Genomic DNA, 16,062 nt, shown 5'->3' with positions numbered 1-16,062 from the left:
TGGATCCAGGTGCTGCCCTGGCTCACTCATCACACTCCCGCCACCTCGCGGGAGCTCACCGACCTCACTCCCTCGCCCGACTGGTGGCTCACGGAGTCACCTGCGGTCACGACGATGACGGCCGAGCACGAGGCTCTCTGTCGTCACCTCGCCCGACTCTTCCTTGTCCGGCACTCGGAGGAGGTTTTTGGACCCAGCTTCCCGACGGTCCCCCGTAGCCTGCCCCTGTCCACCCTCTCGACAGGAGCCCGGGCCAGAACCGCGTTCCAGCGACTTCAGGTGCAGACCGTCGCTGATCTTGAGTCGCTGTCGGTCAGGGACCTGTATGACGTCCGCGGCACGGGACAGGGCACGGTCGAGGAGGTCATCTCCGCGCTCGTGTCCGCCGCCATCATCCGGTCGGGTGACCTGAATGACGGGGACCTCCTCGAAAGCGAGGATCGAGCGGAGCCTGCGCCGGCGGCGGCGCTGCCCCCGGCGCAGGCACAGTTGCTCGAGGACCTTGGGCAACTGGCAGCGTGGCGCCACATCCGACAAAGCGGCGAGCAGTCCCTGCTGAAGGTCGTCATCGAGGACGGTGCGCCCGAGCAGATCCAGGAGGTGGCGCTCCGGCTGAACTCTCTGACCGCCGGAGACATCGCCGCCGAGAACGGCAGCTCCGATCCCGTCCTCGAGTTCACCGCGCTCCTGTCCGAGCTCGATGATCGACAGTTGCGGATCCTGCGAGACAGGTTCCTCGGCAGACCCCCGAAAACGCTCGCCCAACTCGCAAGCGAGTTCGATGTTTCGCGGGAGCGTGTGCGTCAGATCGAGAACAAGATCAGGGACCTGCTCGCCGGGACCTTCCACTTCGGCACCAGCATCGGCAATCTCCTCGCCAGTCTCCGAGCTGAGATCCAACCGATCGCCGCGCTGGACCGCCTGATCACGCTGCACCCTGATCTCGCCCGTGAGGTTCCCGGCGTCGACGTGCCGCTGTGGCTGGTGCTCGACCGCCTCGATGACTACTTCGAGGTCACCGACGGATGGGCCGCGGCGCCCGACGTGAATGCCGCCCGCGAGCAGACGCGAACGCTACTCGAGGACTTCGCGACCGAACACGGTCTGGTTGACCTCGCCGCGGTCACCGCAGCCACCGCCATGCCCAGGAGCGAGCTGCTCGACTGGTTGACCTGGTGCGGCTACACGCTGCACAACAACCAGATCTTGACCCGCATCCGATCGCTCAGCGATCATGCGGCAGGGCTGCTGGCAGCGACGGGCGAGCCTCTCCACATCGACGAGCTGCAGCTGCAGATGGGCCGGGACAACAGCATCCGTAGCCTCGCCAACCAGCTGGGCGAGGACGAGCGCTTCGTCAGGACCGACCGGGCGACGTGGGGGCTCGCCAGCTGGGAGGTGGAGGAGTACACGTCCATCCGACAGCAGATCGGCCTGGAGCTCGCCGCAGCGGGAGGCGAAATCGAGATCGACCGGCTGATCGAGTCCATCACCAGCCGTTTTGACGTGTCGTCCAGCAGCGTCCAAGCCTACGCCGGCAACGGCGACTACGAGATCGCGCAGGGCGTCGTGCGACGTCGTGAATCGCCGGTGGCACCGCGGAAGTCCCCAACTGCCACCCGCCGCCTCTTCCGTCACGACGTCTGGTGGAAGTTCCGCATCACCATTACCAGGGACCACCTTCGTGGTTCCGGCTTCCCCGTCCCCTCTGGCGTGGCAAACCTCGTCGGATGCTCTCAAGGGGAGGTGGTGGAGCTGGAGTCGGAGCTCGGCACCCAGAGCATCCGGTGGACGGGGCTGCAGCCTGCGAGCGGCACCATCAAGAGGTTCCTGGATCGGCTCGAAGCGCGCGCGGGACAGACGGCATTTCTCGAGTTCGGTCCGTACGGTCGCTTCAACCTCTCCATCGAGGATCAGGTCGACCCGGAGGCGGACCAGCTGGACCAGGCCGTGGCGTTGATTGGAGCCGAGGGAGTCGGGACCCCAGAAGAGGCGACGATGGCGCTCGCCGATGCAGTTGGTCTTCCGCTCGATGCGAAGCCCCGGCGTATTCTTGCGGCCTACCGGCAGCGCGGTGACGACGACATCGCGGGGCTGCTCGAGCAGGTGTGGACGCGCCCCCGGCATCAGTGGGCGAACCAGGCGGAGGGTGTTGATCGCGCTGCAGAGACAGGGCAGCGCAGCGGACCCGGCGACGCAGATGGCGGAGGCGAAACAACGGCCAATGACGACCTGGACAACCACAGCACGGACACGGACGAACTGACCGAGAGCGAATCCGCGGATCAGGACGACGATCAGCTTGCGACGGGCAGGGGCTGGGTACCGGTGCCGACGGGCTATCGCAGTGTCGGTTGGGTTCGGCCGCACGAGGCGGAGGCGGCTGTGCTGGCTTACCAACTGCACGCCGATGTTCCCGTGCACGACGGCGAAAAGATCACGGGCTGGGCCAGATACGTCGATGACAGCTCAATGGACGCCTCGAGGTTCCGCGCGAACGTAACGGTCGTCAGGCCCCGGACGCATGGGGAGCGGATCGTCTGCTGGATCCGCGAGAATGAAGCGTTCAGCATCACCCAGGCGGCGGCTGAGGAGCGCTCGGTGTCGATTCTCGGCCCTGATGATACGACGACGGGCCTCGTCGAATACTTCCAGCCGGGCAGCGCGGCGGCTGAACGCTACAGGAGCACGACCCGACTCCTGCGCGCGTAAGGCGGAGGGCAACAGGGCTGACGGAGACGACGCGGAGGGCCGCTAGCGACCCGTTCGCTGGACGCTCGAAACGACCGAGGCGGCCGTAACCCCCATCCGGAGGTGGAGGTGACGGCCGCCTCGGCGTCCGGTCAGGAGTGGTTCGAAGATGCGCCAGCCACCCGGCTGCTGGCAACGGCCAGTTCCTCGCCGGGTGAAGAGCGGTCGGAACTGCGGATGCAGTACGACCGCCTCGGCTGTCAGATCCACGCGACCCCGCTCCCAGAGGTCCGTGAACCCGTCGGAGACCGCAGGGTTGGCCAGCAACTGTCGGGCCATCGCCAACCCGCCCTTCGCCGTAACCATCCTGAGCAGCAGACCTGCGTGTAGTTCGCCTCGTTCCGAGCCCGCTCGTAGGTCCTCACCATCGCCGCGTGGAAGGACGCTTCCAGTTCCCGTCCCTCCAGCTCGGACCCGGACGGCGCCTGTCCGGCCGATGGACGTCCTGTCACGGCTTCGGCCCGAGTCCTGCCGACGGGATCCCCGAACCGCCACAAATTTAAAGCGGGACGAGGGCTTGAGCAGGACCGATCGACTGCCCGAAGCGCCCCGTGGGTTCACTACTGAGGGGCAGCGGAGCTGGTGCGCTTGCTGTAGAAACCTCTGCCATGAACCGTGCATGGAGTCTGCTGACCATCGACGAGTCGGAGCGGCAGTTCGCCGGAAACCTCGGGTACACCGACGTTCTCGGCAGCAAGTACGCCTGGGACAGCACGGTTCCGAACCACCGCGCTGTTCAACCAGGTGATCTGGCGGTACTGCGCAACGGTAGCCATGTGCTCGGCGTCGGCTGGATCGACGACGTCCAGACTGAGACGGCGACGAAGGTGAGGCGTCGCTGCCCGCGCTGCGGCAATACCGCCTTCAAGACACGAAAGCAATTGACCCCGCGCTACAAGTGCTCGCCCTGCCAGAATCTGTTCGACGAACCCGCTCAGGAACAGATCAATGTCACCGTTCATGTGTGCGACTACGCTCGCACTTGGAGGCCGACAGCAGACCTTCGGGCGACGGATGTAGCGTCTGCATATCTCAATCGATCGGCTCAGCAATCGATACGGCCACTGCACCCTGAACTGATCACCCAGCTGCTCGGACAGGCCTACGATCCCGGCCTCCGATGGTGGGTCGAAGCCACCGACCCACGGCTACCGGGTGGCCATCGCTCCAGGCTGGGTCAGGTTCGCATCGGTCAAGCTCAGTTCCGGCAGGTACTGCGCCAACGATTCGGGGACCGCTGTCTCATAACCGGACCGCAACCCCCGCAAGCCATCGAAGCGGCCCACCTATACCGCTACTGCGACACACCGAAGCATGATATCGCCGGCGGCGTCCTCCTTCGCCGAGACCTCCACTCGCTCTTCGACTGCCTCCTCCTCGCTATCGATCCCTCGAATTGGGTGGTACGCCTGAGTCCTTCTCTCGACCCGTTTCCAGATCTGGTTCAGCTCGGCGGAAGGAAACTGGCCATCCCGCCTCAGGTCCGTCCACGTGAGGAGTACCTGTTGGCTCATCTGAGATGGGCCACAGATCTCTGGAACCAGCAGGGCACAAGCTTCTAGAAAGGGGCTATCGGCAGTCGAGTAACTGGCTCAGTCCGGCCGAGTTCCTGCGGAGACAGGCCCGGAGATCGAAGGCGTCTACCGGTCGGCGAGCATCGGCGGGTGGGGCCCGGCTGCGGCGCCCGGCACACGTCGCGACCCAGAACGCCCCGGCCGAACGACCGCGAGCTCGCCGAGCAACCGGCCGGTTGCGGCACATTGATGAGGTCAATCGGCTGGACGGGCTGATTTGGGTCGCCGGCGAGCACGCCGGTGGCGGACGGCTGCTTGCTGGACATGCTGCACCTCAGCCTCCGAGGGCCGTCGGTGTCGCTGACCGAGTGCGATGCCCGGCTGGAGCGAATTTGGCGGGAAGCCGGCGCGCTGCGCAGGCCGACCTGTTCTCAGTCACGCTGGTCAATCCGGAGGCACCACTCCCCCTCCACCAAGTACGCCGACCGACTCGGACAGGAAGGCGCTGACCGCAGCGGCGAACTGCGCTTGAGCATCGTGATGTACGACGTGACCTGCTGGCAGCTCGACGAACCGGGCCTGACCCGGGCGACGGGCGATCATCTCGCGCGCGTGATCGGCCGCCAGCTCGTCACTGCGTGTTCCGCGGATCAGAAGGGTGGGGCAGGTCACCGCTGCCCAATCCTTCCAGTGGTCACCGTTGAGCGCTTTCTGGGGCGCCACCGTGTCATCAATCTCGAACGAGAAGCCCCAGCCGTCCTTCGATTGGCGGAAGGAGCACTCCAGATCGGGAGCCGCCCGCCCAGGGCCGAGGCCAGTGCATCGCGGGATGGCGCGCGGCGAGGAAGGCTGGTGGTGAACGACCAGTCGCAGTCCACGACCGCGCCGATGTCCTCGACGATCAGCGCGGTGACCCGATCGGCGTGCCGGCTGGCGCACTGGTAGGCGTTCACCCCGCCGAGAGAGTGACCCAGCACCACGGCCGGGCCGACCTTCAGATGCTGGTGGAGCGCGGCGACGTCGGCAACGTAGTCCTCCCGCTCGTAGCTCTCGGCACGGGCGGACGCTCCATGCCCACGCTGATCGAGCGCGATCACCCGCCATTGCGGTGTCAACGCCTCGGCCAGCGGCGTGAATGCCGACGCCTCGTTGTAGTGCCCGTGCAGAGCCAGGAGAGGCGTACCCGAACCGCCAAAGTCCAGATACGAGAGCCTCCGACCGCCAACCATGAAGAACTCCCGGATGACCAGGAATCCTAGATCAACAACCGTCGGCTTCCGTCTTGCGAACAGGTGGGCCGTTGATCGCGATAAAGCGTCGGAGGCAGTCAGGCTGCGTCCGCGTTCGGCGTGAACCTGACGTCCAGTCGCCTGTCCAAGGCTCGGGCTAGCCGCTCCAGGACCGGCAGGGTCGGCACGGTCCCGCCTGCCTCGAAACGGGCCACCGCGGACTGAGTCATGCCGGCGGCGCGGGCCAACTGGCTCTGGCTCCAGCCGTGCCCTTCCCGCAGGTGGCGCACCTCCTGCCCAAGCTGGAAGGCGATCCGGGTGGCTTCGTAGGTCTCGGCCGCCCCCGGCTCCGCCATCCGGCGCTCACGCAGGTCGTTCCAGTCCAGGCGATCACTCATCGCTCCACCTCATAGCGTCGATGCTATGGGATGAGGGGTGCGAACGTGCTCCGAGCGTTAGGTTGAAGACCATGGAGCAGCGCATCAGCCTCATCACTCTGGGAGTCGCGGACGTGGCCCGCGCGAAGGCGTTCTACGAGCAGCTCGGCTGGCAGGGCCAAGAAGTCGAGGAGACGGTCTTCTTCCAGGCCGGCGGCTTGGCCCTCGTCCTCTGGGGCCGCGACAAGCTAGCCGACGACGCCGGCATCGAAGGGCCGGGCACCGGCGCGATGACCCTCGCCCAGAACGTCCGCTCCCGAGCCGAGGTCGACGAGGTCATCGCCACGGCGGCCAAGGCCGGCGCCACGATCACCAAGCCGGCCCGGGAAACCTTCTACGGCGGCTACGCCGGCTACTTCGCCGACCCGGACGGCCACCTCTGGGAGATCGCCTGGAACCCGGGCTTCACCCTCGCCGAGGACGGCACCCTGACCGTCCCCGACTTCAGCGCCATGAGCTGAGCAAACGCCAGAACGTCAGGCACGATCGCTGATCAGGGCGCCGGAGACGGGCAGAGCAGCGGGTCCAGCAACGGCAGTTGGAGAGGATCCAGGCAGATCGCCAGCAGCCCTGGACCCGGCGAAGGCGTCGCGGTCGCCGTAACAGTTGGGGTCGGCGTCGGCGAGGCCTGCGCGACGGGCGGCGTCGGCAGGGCTGACGCGGGTGGTTCCGCGGTGGGGACCGGCCCCGGCGTCGACACCGAACTGGCCGACGGGGTCGGGACAACGGCTGGCGGCAAGGCCGGCGGCAGGGCCACCACGACAGCAGGTTTCGCCACTGTGGAGACAACTGTCGCAACCGCCGGCCGGACAGCCGGAGCGTACGGCGGGCTCCAGACGGCACTGTCGGCCGAGCCGACCCTCGACCTGGGTGCCACCGGCCCGACGGGACCGGTCGGAACGAGGACACCCCCGGCCCTCGGCACGTCCAAGGCGACGATCTCCGCCGAGGGCACCGGCCCGCCAGGACCTGACGCGCCAGGACCCAGAGCGCCCGGGCCGATCGTCACGAACACCACGGCAGCGACGGCGGCAGCACCGAGCGCCCGCCGGTCGGGGCGTACCGCCGTCAGCGGCGCGTCGTCGGGTTCCACCAACATAAGAGGCGCCGGCGGGTCGGCTCGATGCGCGGCCAGCAGCGCGTCGACCTGCACGATGACGGCAGCGCGATCGTCGGCAGCCGCGAGGGTGAGATAGAAGCGGAAGTTCACCGAGGCATTGGCCGGGACCAGCAGCCCCTGAAGTCGACAGCGGTCGGGCAGCAGGGTGACCGGCACGTCGGGGTGGTGGGCGGGGCCGACCAGGTCGGCGTACCGCCACTCGCGCCTGTGCTCACGGCCGCCGAAGGCCACCCGGTGGCTGGTCACGACGGCCATGCCGGTGTCGACGACACGCAGGCCCGCCGGCAACGCCTGGGAAGAAGCCTCAGCGAAGGAACAGAAGCCGCCCGGCCGGGGCAGGCCGGGGATGTGCCGCGCCTCGGCCTCGACGAGCGTGGCGACGGGAAGAACCCGGAAGACGAGTTCGTCGTCGTCGAGGTCCACCGGTAGGCCGGTGCGGGGCTGCGTACACCCGAGGAAGCTGGCGGCTTCGATGCGGAGCCGGGCCAGGTGGTCGTCGCGGTGCCGCCAGGCGTCGGTGGCGTCGCGGTACGCGCGCTGCCGGCGCTCGTTCTCGCGCTCGGCCCAGGCGATCCGCCAGGGGGCGCAGGACACAGAGGTCACTGTCACACGCGGTACAACCGCTCACGTACGTGACAGGCAACGCCGCCGAGATCGATGCATCCCGTTGCGCCCGAAAGGAGAGTATTGACGGACACCAGAGTCGGTGCAGCGAAGCTAGCCTGCGCAGGACCCCGGTGGCCGAGGAGCTTCCTGATGCTTGATGACCTGCGCGTGCTGCGCGACGCGGTACGCGGCTATCGCCTCGCGGCGACGGCCGCCGGCCTCGACTGGCCTGACCAGGGCGAGTCGCCGACCGGGCAACCGCCGGACGTGGTCCACCGGATCTTCGGCGTGGATCACGTCGCGGAGCAACTGACCTGGTTGCAGTCGCAGCGCTGGCCCGAGCGGCGGTTGCTGCCCAACGGCGGATGGCTGATCTCCTGGCCGGAAGGCCCGGACGCGCTGGACGATCTGGGGCTGTCGATCGGCACGCCGTTCCCCTGGCGGCACCAACTGCCGCTCTTCCATTTCGAATACGCCATCTTCACCTTCGTCCTGGCGGGCGAGCACGAGGGCGAGATCTGGCGCTACGAGATCTCGCCCGACGCGTGGGACTCGGTGCGTGCCGCCACCAGCCTGGCCACGCTCTTCGACCAGTGGACCCGGGGCATCGCCGCCGGTGTGATCGTCTACGAGGGCGAGTACAACAAGTGGCTCCAGATCGAGGACCTGAGCTCCGCGCAAGGTCTCGACCCGCTGGCCTTCCCGGTAGCCCCGGTAGAGGAAACCCTGCTGCGGGCACGGCAGCGCGAATGCGGGGTCAACATGACCATTGTCGAGGACGGCTTCACGTACAACGAGGAGTTGCTCGATGCCATCGACGCAGTCAAGGCGTCGCTCGGCGGCGCGTAGCCCGGTGCCGACGGCCGCTCCGGTGAGACCAGAGCAGCCGCCAGGCAGAACAGGGAGGGGCGAACTACAGCAACTACGAGCGCAGCGAGGTGAAGAACTGCCTCAGCTCACCGGCGAGCAGGTCCGGCTCCTCCAGCGGCATGAAGTGCCCGCCCCGGCCCGGCTCGCTCCAGTGCCGGATGTCGGTGCAGGCCCGCTCGGCGATCGAGCGGGGGAAGTTGGTCTGCGAGGGTTCGGTGCTCACCGTGAACGCGGCGGGCACGGTGATCATTGGTCGTGGGGTGTTGTGGTCGAAGTCGGCGTACTGCCGGAACGACGAGCCGATAGTGCCCGTCACCCAGTACAGGGTGATGATGGTGAGCAGGGTGTCCCGGTCGATGCTGTTCGCCAGGTCACCGTGGTTGTCGCTCCAGTCCCGGTACTTGTCGACGAGCCACGCGGCCAGCCCGGCGGGTGAGTCGGCGAGCGCCGCCGCCAGGGTGTCCGGGCGGGTGCCCATGATGGCGCTGTAGCCGCCGTCGGTCTCGTCGTACGCGGCCTCGGCGTCCAGGTACGCCTGCTCGGCCGGTGACGGTGGACGGGCGTCGAAGCTGGCCGGGAACGGTGGATGGATCATGTGGATGCCAGCCACCTGCTCCGGATACAGGGCACCGAGCCAGCCGGTGACCACTCCCCCGACGTCGCCGCCGAAGGCGCCGTAGCGCTCGTAGCCGAGCACGTCGGTCATCAGCTCGTGCAGGGTCCGAGCCAGCAGCGCCCGGGTCACCGGCTCGTTCGGCGCCTCCGAGAAGCCGAAGCCGGGCAGTGAGGGCACCACCACGTCGAACGCGCCGCCGGGCCGGTCGGGGTCGGTCAGCCGGTCGACCAGCGGCAGCATCTCGACGAAGCTGCTGGGCCAGCCGTGGCTGAGCAGCAACGGCAACGGCGCGGGCGCACCGGCCGGGCGCGCGGCCCGGACGTGCAGGAAGTGCAGCTTCCGGCCGCCAACGAGGGCCAGGTGCTGGGGGTACGCGTTGAGCCCGGCTTCACGAGCCCGCCAGTCGAACCCGCCCTGCCAGTAGGACACCAGGTCCCGCAGGTAGTCAGGATCGACACCGCCCTGCCACGGCTGGGTGCCGCTGCGGTCGGTGAAGCGGGTACGGGCCAGTCGGGCCCGCAGGTCGTCGAGAACCGCATCGGACACGTCGATGCGGAACGAAGAGACAGACATTGGTCCTCCGATAAGGAGGGCGCTCCCCGACGCGAGAGGTCAGCTGAGGGGGACGGCCAAGAGGAGCGCCCAGGAATGACGATGGGTGGTCACCGGGCTCACCTCCTCTCGTGGCTGACGAAGATCACCCTACACGGGCCGCGCCGCCACCTTCACGCTGAGGAACAAGGGAGCTCGCGCGGCAGGCGGTCAGCCGGCCCGCCGTCGGTACGGCTGCGGGCCGTGGGTCGGGAACCGCGACTGGGTACGCGGTGGGTACGCCTCGCAGTGCTCGGCCCAGTGCTCGGCGGCGGTGGCGAGGGCGTCCGCGGAGACGGTGAGGATCAGCGGGTAGATCGCTGTGGACGGGCGGCGCATCCACGGTGGCAGCGACTCGGCGGAGAACTCCACGATCAGCTCCAGCCGGCGGCGGCGCAGCACCCGGCTGCGCAGGGCCAGGTTGGGTTCGGTGAAGCGGACCATCGCCGGGGGCGCGCTCAGCCCGAGTGCGGCGGTGGCCTGCCCGTGCAGCCAGCCGCCGAGCGCGCGGGCCTCCTCGACCATGAGGCTCGGGTAGTGGTGTGACCAGGTCTGGCCGTCGGCGGTGCGGGCGTCCACCTCGATGAGCAGCCAGTCGTGCCAGCCGGGCGTGGCCCCTTCGGGGTCGTCGGGCGGGTCGATGCCGGGCTGGTAGCCGACGGGGCGTACCCGCACCCGAGCGCCATCGTCAGACCGGATCTCCACTCGATCATTCTGGCCGAGCGAAGCGGACTTTAGCCCCGAATCGGTCACTTCGTGATGGTCCGCCGCACGCCCTGGTGCTCGGCGCAGGCGTTGGACCGGCCGCCGGCCAGGCTGACCGACCCGTCACGGCACTGCACGAGGTAACCGCGTCCCGCCCAGAACTCCGGTACGCAGTCGAACCAGTCGCACACCTCGGTGGCCGGCTTGCGGATCCGCGTGCCGCCACAGAAGCCGTACCCCAGCGGGTTCTCCGGTGCCCCGCAGCGCGGGCCCTGGGTCGCGCTGGGCGACGGGCGTGGTGACTTCGTCTGCTTCGGCGGCGGGTTTTTCAGCGCGAGCGCCGGGCCGGCCGGGCGGATCAGCACGGGTGCCCCGCTGGTGGTGGGCGCCGGGGTGGCGGCGGCGGCGACCTCCGCGCCACCGGTCGGGTCGGACGGGTCCGACTCGATCAGCGCCGCCGGCACCAGCAGCGCGATGGCCGCCGCCACCGCGATGGTCCTGCGGCCACCGGGCACGAACGACGACAGTCGGGCCTGCCCGGGGGTGGCCGCGGCCGGCCGGAATGGCTTGAGCTGGGCGTGCTCGGCGATCAGCTCGTCGAGCTGGGCGATCACCGCGGCGCGCTGTTCGATCGCGTCGGCGAAGGCCAGCGTGAGCTTGAACCGGAAGTCCGGCGCGGCGTTGGTGGGCAGCAACAACCCGGAGGTACGCCGCCGGTCCAACACCTGTATCAGTGTGACCGGCGCCGCCGGGTCGTGGGCCAGGCCGGTTATTCGGCCGTACGCCCAGTCGCGCCGGCCCCGCCCGCCGAGCAGTACGAGTCGACGGCTGGTGATCACGGCCATGCCGGCGTCGGTGACGCGTACGCCGTCCGGGCGACGCGGGCGCAGCGGCCCGGTTCCGGGGGCGATCGTGAGGTCCGGCGCGGGCAGCACTGTGGTGTGCCGCACCTCGACCAGTTGCGCGGCGGGTAGTGCCCAGAGCACCACCTCGTCGGCGGCCAACTCCAACGCCAGCCCGGCGCCGGCGGCTGTCGAGCCCTGGAAGTCGGCGGCCAGGGCGCGCAGCCGCCGTAACTCGTCGTCGCGTCGCCGCCACGCCGTCTCGGCGCCGCGGTACGTGCTGACCCGCCGCACGTTCTGCCGGTGCGCCCACCGGTACCGCCATGTGGAACCCGTCGAATCAGTCTTCGCCACGCCGACTCCTTCGCCGCGCTGGCCACCAATCTGGGGTGTCACGGGTTTAACAGGTCCGGCGCGGCGTCCGGACACGCCGAAACGGGCGAACTACCCGATCGGCGGAGCAAATAGCACGATAGGGCGATACGCTTGCGTCGATTCACGTTTCCTGAGGGGGGTGGCGGTCGTGCCGGCAGTCACGCTGCCCGGGGTCGTGATCGGGGTCGACATCGGCACCACCAGCACGAAGGCCGTCGCGTACGACACCGACGGGCGGCAGCTCGGCAGTCACCTGGTCGGCTACCCGTTGAACAACCCGCAACCCGGCTACGCCGAGCAGGACCCGCAGCTCATCCTCGAAGCGGTGTTCAAGTCGATCAGCATCGTCGTGGCCGAGCTGGTCCAGCCGGTGGCCGGGCTGTCGTTCGGCTCCGCCATGCACAGCCTGATCGGGTTGGACCGGGACGGCAATCCGCTCACTCCATCGGTGACCTGGGCCGATTCGCGGTCCACCCGGCAGGCGGAGCGATTGCGGGCGGTGCCGTCGGGGCTGGCCCTGCACCGGCGCACCGGCACGCCGATGCACCCGATGTCGCCGCTGCCCAAGCTGCTCTGGTTCGCCGAGCAGGAGCCGAAACTCTTCGAGCGGGTGGCGCACTGGGTGGGCATCAAGGACTGGGTGCTGCTGCGGCTCTGCGGCGAGCTGGTCACCGACCACTCGATCGCCTCGGCCACCGGCCTGCTCGACATCCACAAGCTGGAGTGGGACCGCGAGGCGCTGACCATCGCCGGCATCACCCCGGAGCAGCTTCCGCAGCTCGTCGCCACCACCGCCGTGCTGCCCAACCTGATCCCGCAGGCCGCTGCGGAGACCGGCCTGCCGGAGCGCACCCCGGTGGTGGTCGGCGCGGGCGACGGACCGCTGGCGAACCTGGGCCTGGGCGCTGTGCACCCCGGCATGGTGGCCTGCTCGATCGGCACCAGCGGCGCGATGCGGGTGATGGTCGAGCGGCCCGGTGTGGACCCGCTCGGCGGGGTGTTCTGCTACGCGCTGACCGAGCAGCGTTGGGCGGTCGGTGGCGCGATCAACAACGGCGGCATCGTGCTCAAGTGGGCCGGCGCGGCACTCGCCCCGGACCTGGGCGAGCACTCCGAGGAGGACCTGGTCGCCCTGGCGGCCCGCGCGCCGGTCGGTTCGGGTGGGCTCATCATGCTGCCGTACCTGCACAGCGAACGGGCACCGCACTGGAGCGCCCTGCCGCGCGGCGCGTACGTGGGGTTGACCCACGCACACCGTCGCGAGCATCTGGTGCGGGCCGCATTGGAGGGCGTCTGCCAGCAACTCGCGCTGGTGCTCAGCTCGGTGCGCGCAGCCGGCAACGAGGTCCGGGAGGTCCGGGCCGGTGGCGGCTTCGCCCGCAGCGGCCTGTGGCGGCAGATGCTCGCCGATGCCCTCGGCCTGCCGGTGAGCTTCCCGGCCGCGCACGAGGGGTCGAGCTTCGGCGCGGCGCTGCTCGGCATGGAGGCGCTCGGGCTGATCCCCAGCATCGACGTCGCCGCCGACCTGGTGCGGATCGAGGAGACGGTCCGCCCCGACCCGGCCGCCGCCGCCACCTACGCGGCGCTGCTGCCGCTCTTCGCCGAGCTGTACGAGGCCCTCACGCCCACCTTCGCCTCGATCCGTCGGATGGCACCCGGCCTGCCCACCGGCCCCGAACCACAGGCGTGACCGCTGCCGGCTCGCCGTCGGGTCAGGGTGCCTCGACGCTGGCGATCACGTAGCGCTGCACGTCGGCGTCGAGGATGGCCGCTTCCTGCGCGTCCTCCGGCCCGGAGCCACGGAACGCCGCCAGCTGCTCTGCGGACTCCCACCGTTCGTAGACGTGGATCCGGCCGGGCTCCAGCGGGTCGGCCGCCAGCAGGAAGTCGAGGCAACCGGCGGCGGCGCGCGCCCGCGAGATGACCTCTTCGCAGCCGGACAGGTACGCCTCCCGTGCGGCCGGTTCGACCTGCAGACTGCCGGCGATGATCAGCATGGGTCCTCCGGGGTGAGTGGCTGGGAAGCCTGATGCCTGTGGGTCATATTTATACCCGTGGGTCATGGCGCTCGCCGGGACATTGCCGCCCGGACGGGTGACGCCGGTCCCGCCGGTCTCACCAGCCTCCGGCGCTTCATATCGTGCAAACGTGAGAAAAAGCGACAAGAGGCGCTCATCTTCCCTGCTGGGGAAGTCTGCCCGCGTACCCCTGAAGGTACTGACGGCGGCGGTTGCGCTCGCGGTGCTCGCGACGACCGGGCCGGCCACCGCGGACGGCCCGGGCCGCGGGCCGGTCGCGGACCCGGCGCAGACGACCGAGCCGGGGTACGGGGTTGAGTCCGGCGACGGTCAGAGCCACGAGCCCGGGGTGGACCCGTCGCCGGAGCGCCCGCCGACCAGCGAGGTGTCCTGGCTGTCGTTTCCCGGCGGGGTGTTCGCGGTGGACTCCCTCGGGCGCACCGTGCGCTACCGCGCCTGCGACGGCGACACCGGTCGGGTCGCCGACCCGACCATGCGGGTCGCCGCCGGGGTGGCCAGCGGGGCGGTCGTCGTCGGAGGCACCGCCTACCGCTACCGGGTGCCGCTGGTCGGGCGCAGCGAGGGCACGCTGGAGGTGATCCAACGGCACCGCCCGCCGACGACGCTGACCGGCGTGGTGGTCACCAGCCCGCAGCCACCCACCGACCCGGTCGCCGGGGCCCGGCTGTTCCCGCTCAGCGGGCAGCTCGCCCGGGTGGTCGCCGACGCGAGCCTCAACCCGGCCGGAGTCACCGTCCGCGACCTGTCCGGCCGCTACGGCGACCAGCAGATCGCCGTCAACGGATCGCTGCGCCCCAAGGCGGCCAGCGTCATCAAACTGTGGATCCTCGTCGAGCTGCTCCGTCGGGTCGACTGTGGACAGGTCTTCCTCGACGACGGGGTGCTGGTCACCCCGGAGGACGTGGTCGGCGGCACCGGTCAACTTCAGTTCGAGACGTTCCCGCAGGTGGTTACCCTGCGCCGGCTCGCCCAGTACCTGATCAAGTACAGCGACAACGTGGCCGCGAACGTGCTGATCACCTACCTGGGTGGGTTCGCCCCGGTCAACGCGCTGATCGACTCGATGAACCAACGGTCCACCATCCTGGCCCGCCGGATGCTCGACAGCGCGGCGGCGCAACGCGGCGAGGAGAACTACACAAGCCCGGACGACGTGGTGTCACTGCTCGGCGCGGTCTGGGACGGCGAGATCCTCACCCCCGCCTCCCGCGACCTGATGATCGGGTTCATGCGGGAGCAGACGCTGAACACGAAGATCCCAGCCGCGTTGCCACAGGGCGTGCCGGTGGCCCACAAGACCGGTGACCTGCCGGACGCCTCACACGACGTCGGCTACTACCTGATCCCCGGCACCGAGACCGCCGTCGCGTTCCTCACCGCCGGCCCCATGGCCTCCGGCGACGAGACGGTCCGGCGAATGGCCCGCACCGTCTACGACTTCCTGGTCACTCCGGTCGCCGGGGCGGTCGAGGAGTGAGCCGACCTCAGGCGCCCGGGATGTTCGCCGGTGGGTCCTCGCCCACCAGGTCGGCCGCCGGCGGGTCCGCCGACACCGGCAGCCCGAAATCCGAGTACGTCAGGTCGAGCTGGGCGGTCTGCGACTGCTCGCTGGCCAACTCGATGCGGTAGCGGACCAGCCGACCCTGCTCGTCCACGGCCGCGGTGAACGGCACCGCCGCGGCCCGGTCACCGAGCACACTGCCGACGCCGCTGCCCAGCACCGCGCCGCTCTGCCGCAGGTCCAGCGTGCCCGCGTACTCCCGCTCGCCGGTCAACCGAACTCCCGTCGGCGCGCCCAGCGTGCTGGCCAGCCGGGTGTTGTCCAGGCCCTGCTTGGCCGCCGGGGCGCCCGGGGCGCCGACGTGCCACCAGGTCTTGCCGTCCCAGACCGGCACACGGCGGTCCGGGGCGGTGACCCGCACGTACACGTCCGGCCCGGTGGTCAACCGCTCGATCTTCACCACACCGGTGGGCACCTTCAGCGAGGTGGTCTCCAGACCACGCTTCGCCTTCGGGTCCCAGAGCAGCACCGTGGCGTCGCCGTCCGTACCACCGGTGCCGACGGTCAGCTTGTACGGCTGCTCGTCGGCCTTCGCGGCGGCGGCCTTCAGCACACCGACCGGGTCGGCACTCGCCGACGCCGCCGGGCGACCCGCGTCCGGTTCGTCGTCGCCGGCGGCAACCAGCGCCCACGCCCCGGCGCCGACCGCCACCACGAGCACGGCGACAGCGGCGATCAGCTTCGGTTTCTGCACTGTCATCTCCCCGGGCGGTGCGGTCCGGCCAGACTAGCCGGACCGCACCGACTGTTGTTCCGGGTCGGCCTCCCGGCCGCTGTTGTTCCCGGTCGGCCTGCCGGCCGCTGTT

Annotated in this window: 15 protein-coding genes; 6 read left to right on the top strand and 9 right to left on the bottom strand. The window is 69.6% G+C overall.

Going from position 1 to position 16,062, the window contains the following annotated elements; all coding sequences use genetic code 11:
- The first annotated feature begins 279 nt into the window (after window positions 1-279).
- Window positions 280-2,712: a sigma factor-like helix-turn-helix DNA-binding protein gene (locus ACQRWP_RS33580; protein WP_430500133.1), complete on the top strand. Its 2,433-nt coding sequence runs from the start codon at window positions 280-282 to the stop codon at window positions 2,710-2,712.
- Window positions 2,713-3,359: 647 nt separating this feature from the next.
- Window positions 3,360-4,313 (top strand): HNH endonuclease, encoded by a 954-nt coding sequence (locus tag ACQRWP_RS33575; RefSeq protein ID WP_430500132.1) that lies wholly within the window; start codon window positions 3,360-3,362, stop codon window positions 4,311-4,313.
- 396 nt (window positions 4,314-4,709) lie between these two features.
- On the opposite strand, the gene ACQRWP_RS33570 is transcribed toward ACQRWP_RS33575, so the two are convergent.
- The 3 genes from ACQRWP_RS33570 to ACQRWP_RS33560 form a co-directional block, all read right to left on the bottom strand.
- Window positions 4,710-4,937 carry an alpha/beta fold hydrolase gene (locus tag ACQRWP_RS33570; protein WP_430500130.1) on the bottom strand — a complete coding sequence of 76 codons (228 nt, stop codon included), beginning with the start codon at window positions 4,935-4,937 and terminating at the stop codon, window positions 4,710-4,712.
- Entirely contained in the window at window positions 4,934-5,494 is a 561-nt protein-coding gene (locus ACQRWP_RS33565) for an alpha/beta fold hydrolase (RefSeq protein ID WP_430500129.1), read from the bottom strand. The genes ACQRWP_RS33570 and ACQRWP_RS33565 overlap by 4 nt, the downstream gene beginning before the upstream one ends.
- 98 nt (window positions 5,495-5,592) lie before the next feature.
- Complete coding sequence (locus tag ACQRWP_RS33560) at window positions 5,593-5,892, bottom strand: helix-turn-helix domain-containing protein (protein WP_430500128.1); 300 nt, start codon at window positions 5,890-5,892, stop codon at window positions 5,593-5,595.
- Between the two features lie 71 nt (window positions 5,893-5,963).
- Between ACQRWP_RS33560 and ACQRWP_RS33555 the strand changes: the two genes are divergently transcribed.
- Window positions 5,964-6,392, top strand: a complete 429-nt coding sequence (locus tag ACQRWP_RS33555; protein WP_430500127.1) for a VOC family protein — start codon at window positions 5,964-5,966, stop codon at window positions 6,390-6,392.
- 32 nt (window positions 6,393-6,424) lie between these two features.
- Here ACQRWP_RS33555 and ACQRWP_RS33550 read toward each other — a convergent pair whose 3' ends face one another.
- Window positions 6,425-7,645, bottom strand: coding sequence for a hypothetical protein (locus ACQRWP_RS33550; protein WP_430500126.1), 1,221 nt, complete (start codon window positions 7,643-7,645; stop codon window positions 6,425-6,427).
- A gap of 162 nt (window positions 7,646-7,807) precedes the next feature.
- Between ACQRWP_RS33550 and ACQRWP_RS33545 the strand changes: the two genes are divergently transcribed.
- Window positions 7,808-8,506 (top strand): hypothetical protein, encoded by a 699-nt coding sequence (locus ACQRWP_RS33545; protein ID WP_430500125.1) that lies wholly within the window; start codon window positions 7,808-7,810, stop codon window positions 8,504-8,506.
- Window positions 8,507-8,579: 73 nt separating this feature from the next.
- On the opposite strand, the gene ACQRWP_RS33540 is transcribed toward ACQRWP_RS33545, so the two are convergent.
- The 3 genes from ACQRWP_RS33540 to ACQRWP_RS33530 all read right to left on the bottom strand — a co-directional run bounded on the left by ACQRWP_RS33540 (window position 8,580) and on the right by ACQRWP_RS33530 (window position 11,635).
- Entirely contained in the window at window positions 8,580-9,716 is a 1,137-nt protein-coding gene (locus ACQRWP_RS33540) for an epoxide hydrolase family protein (RefSeq protein ID WP_430500124.1), read from the bottom strand.
- 189 nt (window positions 9,717-9,905) lie between these two features.
- Window positions 9,906-10,439, bottom strand: a complete 534-nt coding sequence (locus ACQRWP_RS33535) for a WapI family immunity protein (protein ID WP_430500123.1) — start codon at window positions 10,437-10,439, stop codon at window positions 9,906-9,908.
- 44 nt (window positions 10,440-10,483) lie between these two features.
- A complete protein-coding gene (locus tag ACQRWP_RS33530) occupies window positions 10,484-11,635 on the bottom strand; it encodes a hypothetical protein (RefSeq protein WP_430500122.1) in 1,152 nt (383 codons plus the stop codon).
- Window positions 11,636-11,804: 169 nt separating this feature from the next.
- Here ACQRWP_RS33530 and ACQRWP_RS33525 point away from each other — a divergent pair, with 169 nt between their 5' ends.
- A complete protein-coding gene (locus ACQRWP_RS33525; RefSeq protein ID WP_430500121.1) occupies window positions 11,805-13,346 on the top strand; it encodes a gluconokinase in 1,542 nt (513 codons plus the stop codon).
- Window positions 13,347-13,368: 22 nt separating this feature from the next.
- Here the strand turns inward: ACQRWP_RS33525 and ACQRWP_RS33520 are convergent, their stop codons facing one another.
- A complete protein-coding gene (locus tag ACQRWP_RS33520; protein WP_430500119.1) occupies window positions 13,369-13,653 on the bottom strand; it encodes a putative quinol monooxygenase in 285 nt (94 codons plus the stop codon).
- 151 nt (window positions 13,654-13,804) lie between these two features.
- On the opposite strand from ACQRWP_RS33520, the gene ACQRWP_RS33515 reads away from it, so the two are divergent.
- The gene (locus ACQRWP_RS33515) at window positions 13,805-15,172 is read left to right on the top strand and encodes a serine hydrolase (RefSeq protein ID WP_430500118.1); all 1,368 of its coding nucleotides are present in this window, start codon (window positions 13,805-13,807) and stop codon (window positions 15,170-15,172) included.
- Between the two features lie 7 nt (window positions 15,173-15,179).
- Here ACQRWP_RS33515 and ACQRWP_RS33510 read toward each other — a convergent pair whose 3' ends face one another.
- On the bottom strand, window positions 15,180-15,950 hold the full coding sequence (locus ACQRWP_RS33510; RefSeq protein WP_430500117.1) for a hypothetical protein: 771 nt from the start codon (window positions 15,948-15,950) through the stop codon (window positions 15,180-15,182).
- Window positions 15,951-16,062 lie beyond the last annotated feature (112 nt).

The sequence above is a fragment of the Micromonospora trifolii genome, from assembly GCF_050516465.1.
Lineage (GTDB): Bacteria > Actinomycetota > Actinomycetes > Mycobacteriales > Micromonosporaceae > Micromonospora > Micromonospora trifolii.
This window is presented reverse-complemented; position numbering and strand designations above follow the sequence as displayed.

Coding starts and splice junctions, on each gene's coding strand:
- ACQRWP_RS33575 (WP_430500132.1), top strand. CDS start 3,360: ATGAACCGTGCATGGAGTCTGCTGACCATCGACGAGTCGGAGCGGCAG.
- ACQRWP_RS33565 (WP_430500129.1), bottom strand. CDS start 5,494: ATGGTTGGCGGTCGGAGGCTCTCGTATCTGGACTTTGGCGGTTCGGGT.
- ACQRWP_RS33520 (WP_430500119.1), bottom strand. CDS start 13,653: ATGCTGATCATCGCCGGCAGTCTGCAGGTCGAACCGGCCGCACGGGAG.
- ACQRWP_RS33545 (WP_430500125.1), top strand. CDS start 7,808: ATGCTTGATGACCTGCGCGTGCTGCGCGACGCGGTACGCGGCTATCGC.
- ACQRWP_RS33560 (WP_430500128.1), bottom strand. CDS start 5,892: ATGAGTGATCGCCTGGACTGGAACGACCTGCGTGAGCGCCGGATGGCG.
- ACQRWP_RS33540 (WP_430500124.1), bottom strand. CDS start 9,716: ATGTCTGTCTCTTCGTTCCGCATCGACGTGTCCGATGCGGTTCTCGAC.
- ACQRWP_RS33555 (WP_430500127.1), top strand. CDS start 5,964: ATGGAGCAGCGCATCAGCCTCATCACTCTGGGAGTCGCGGACGTGGCC.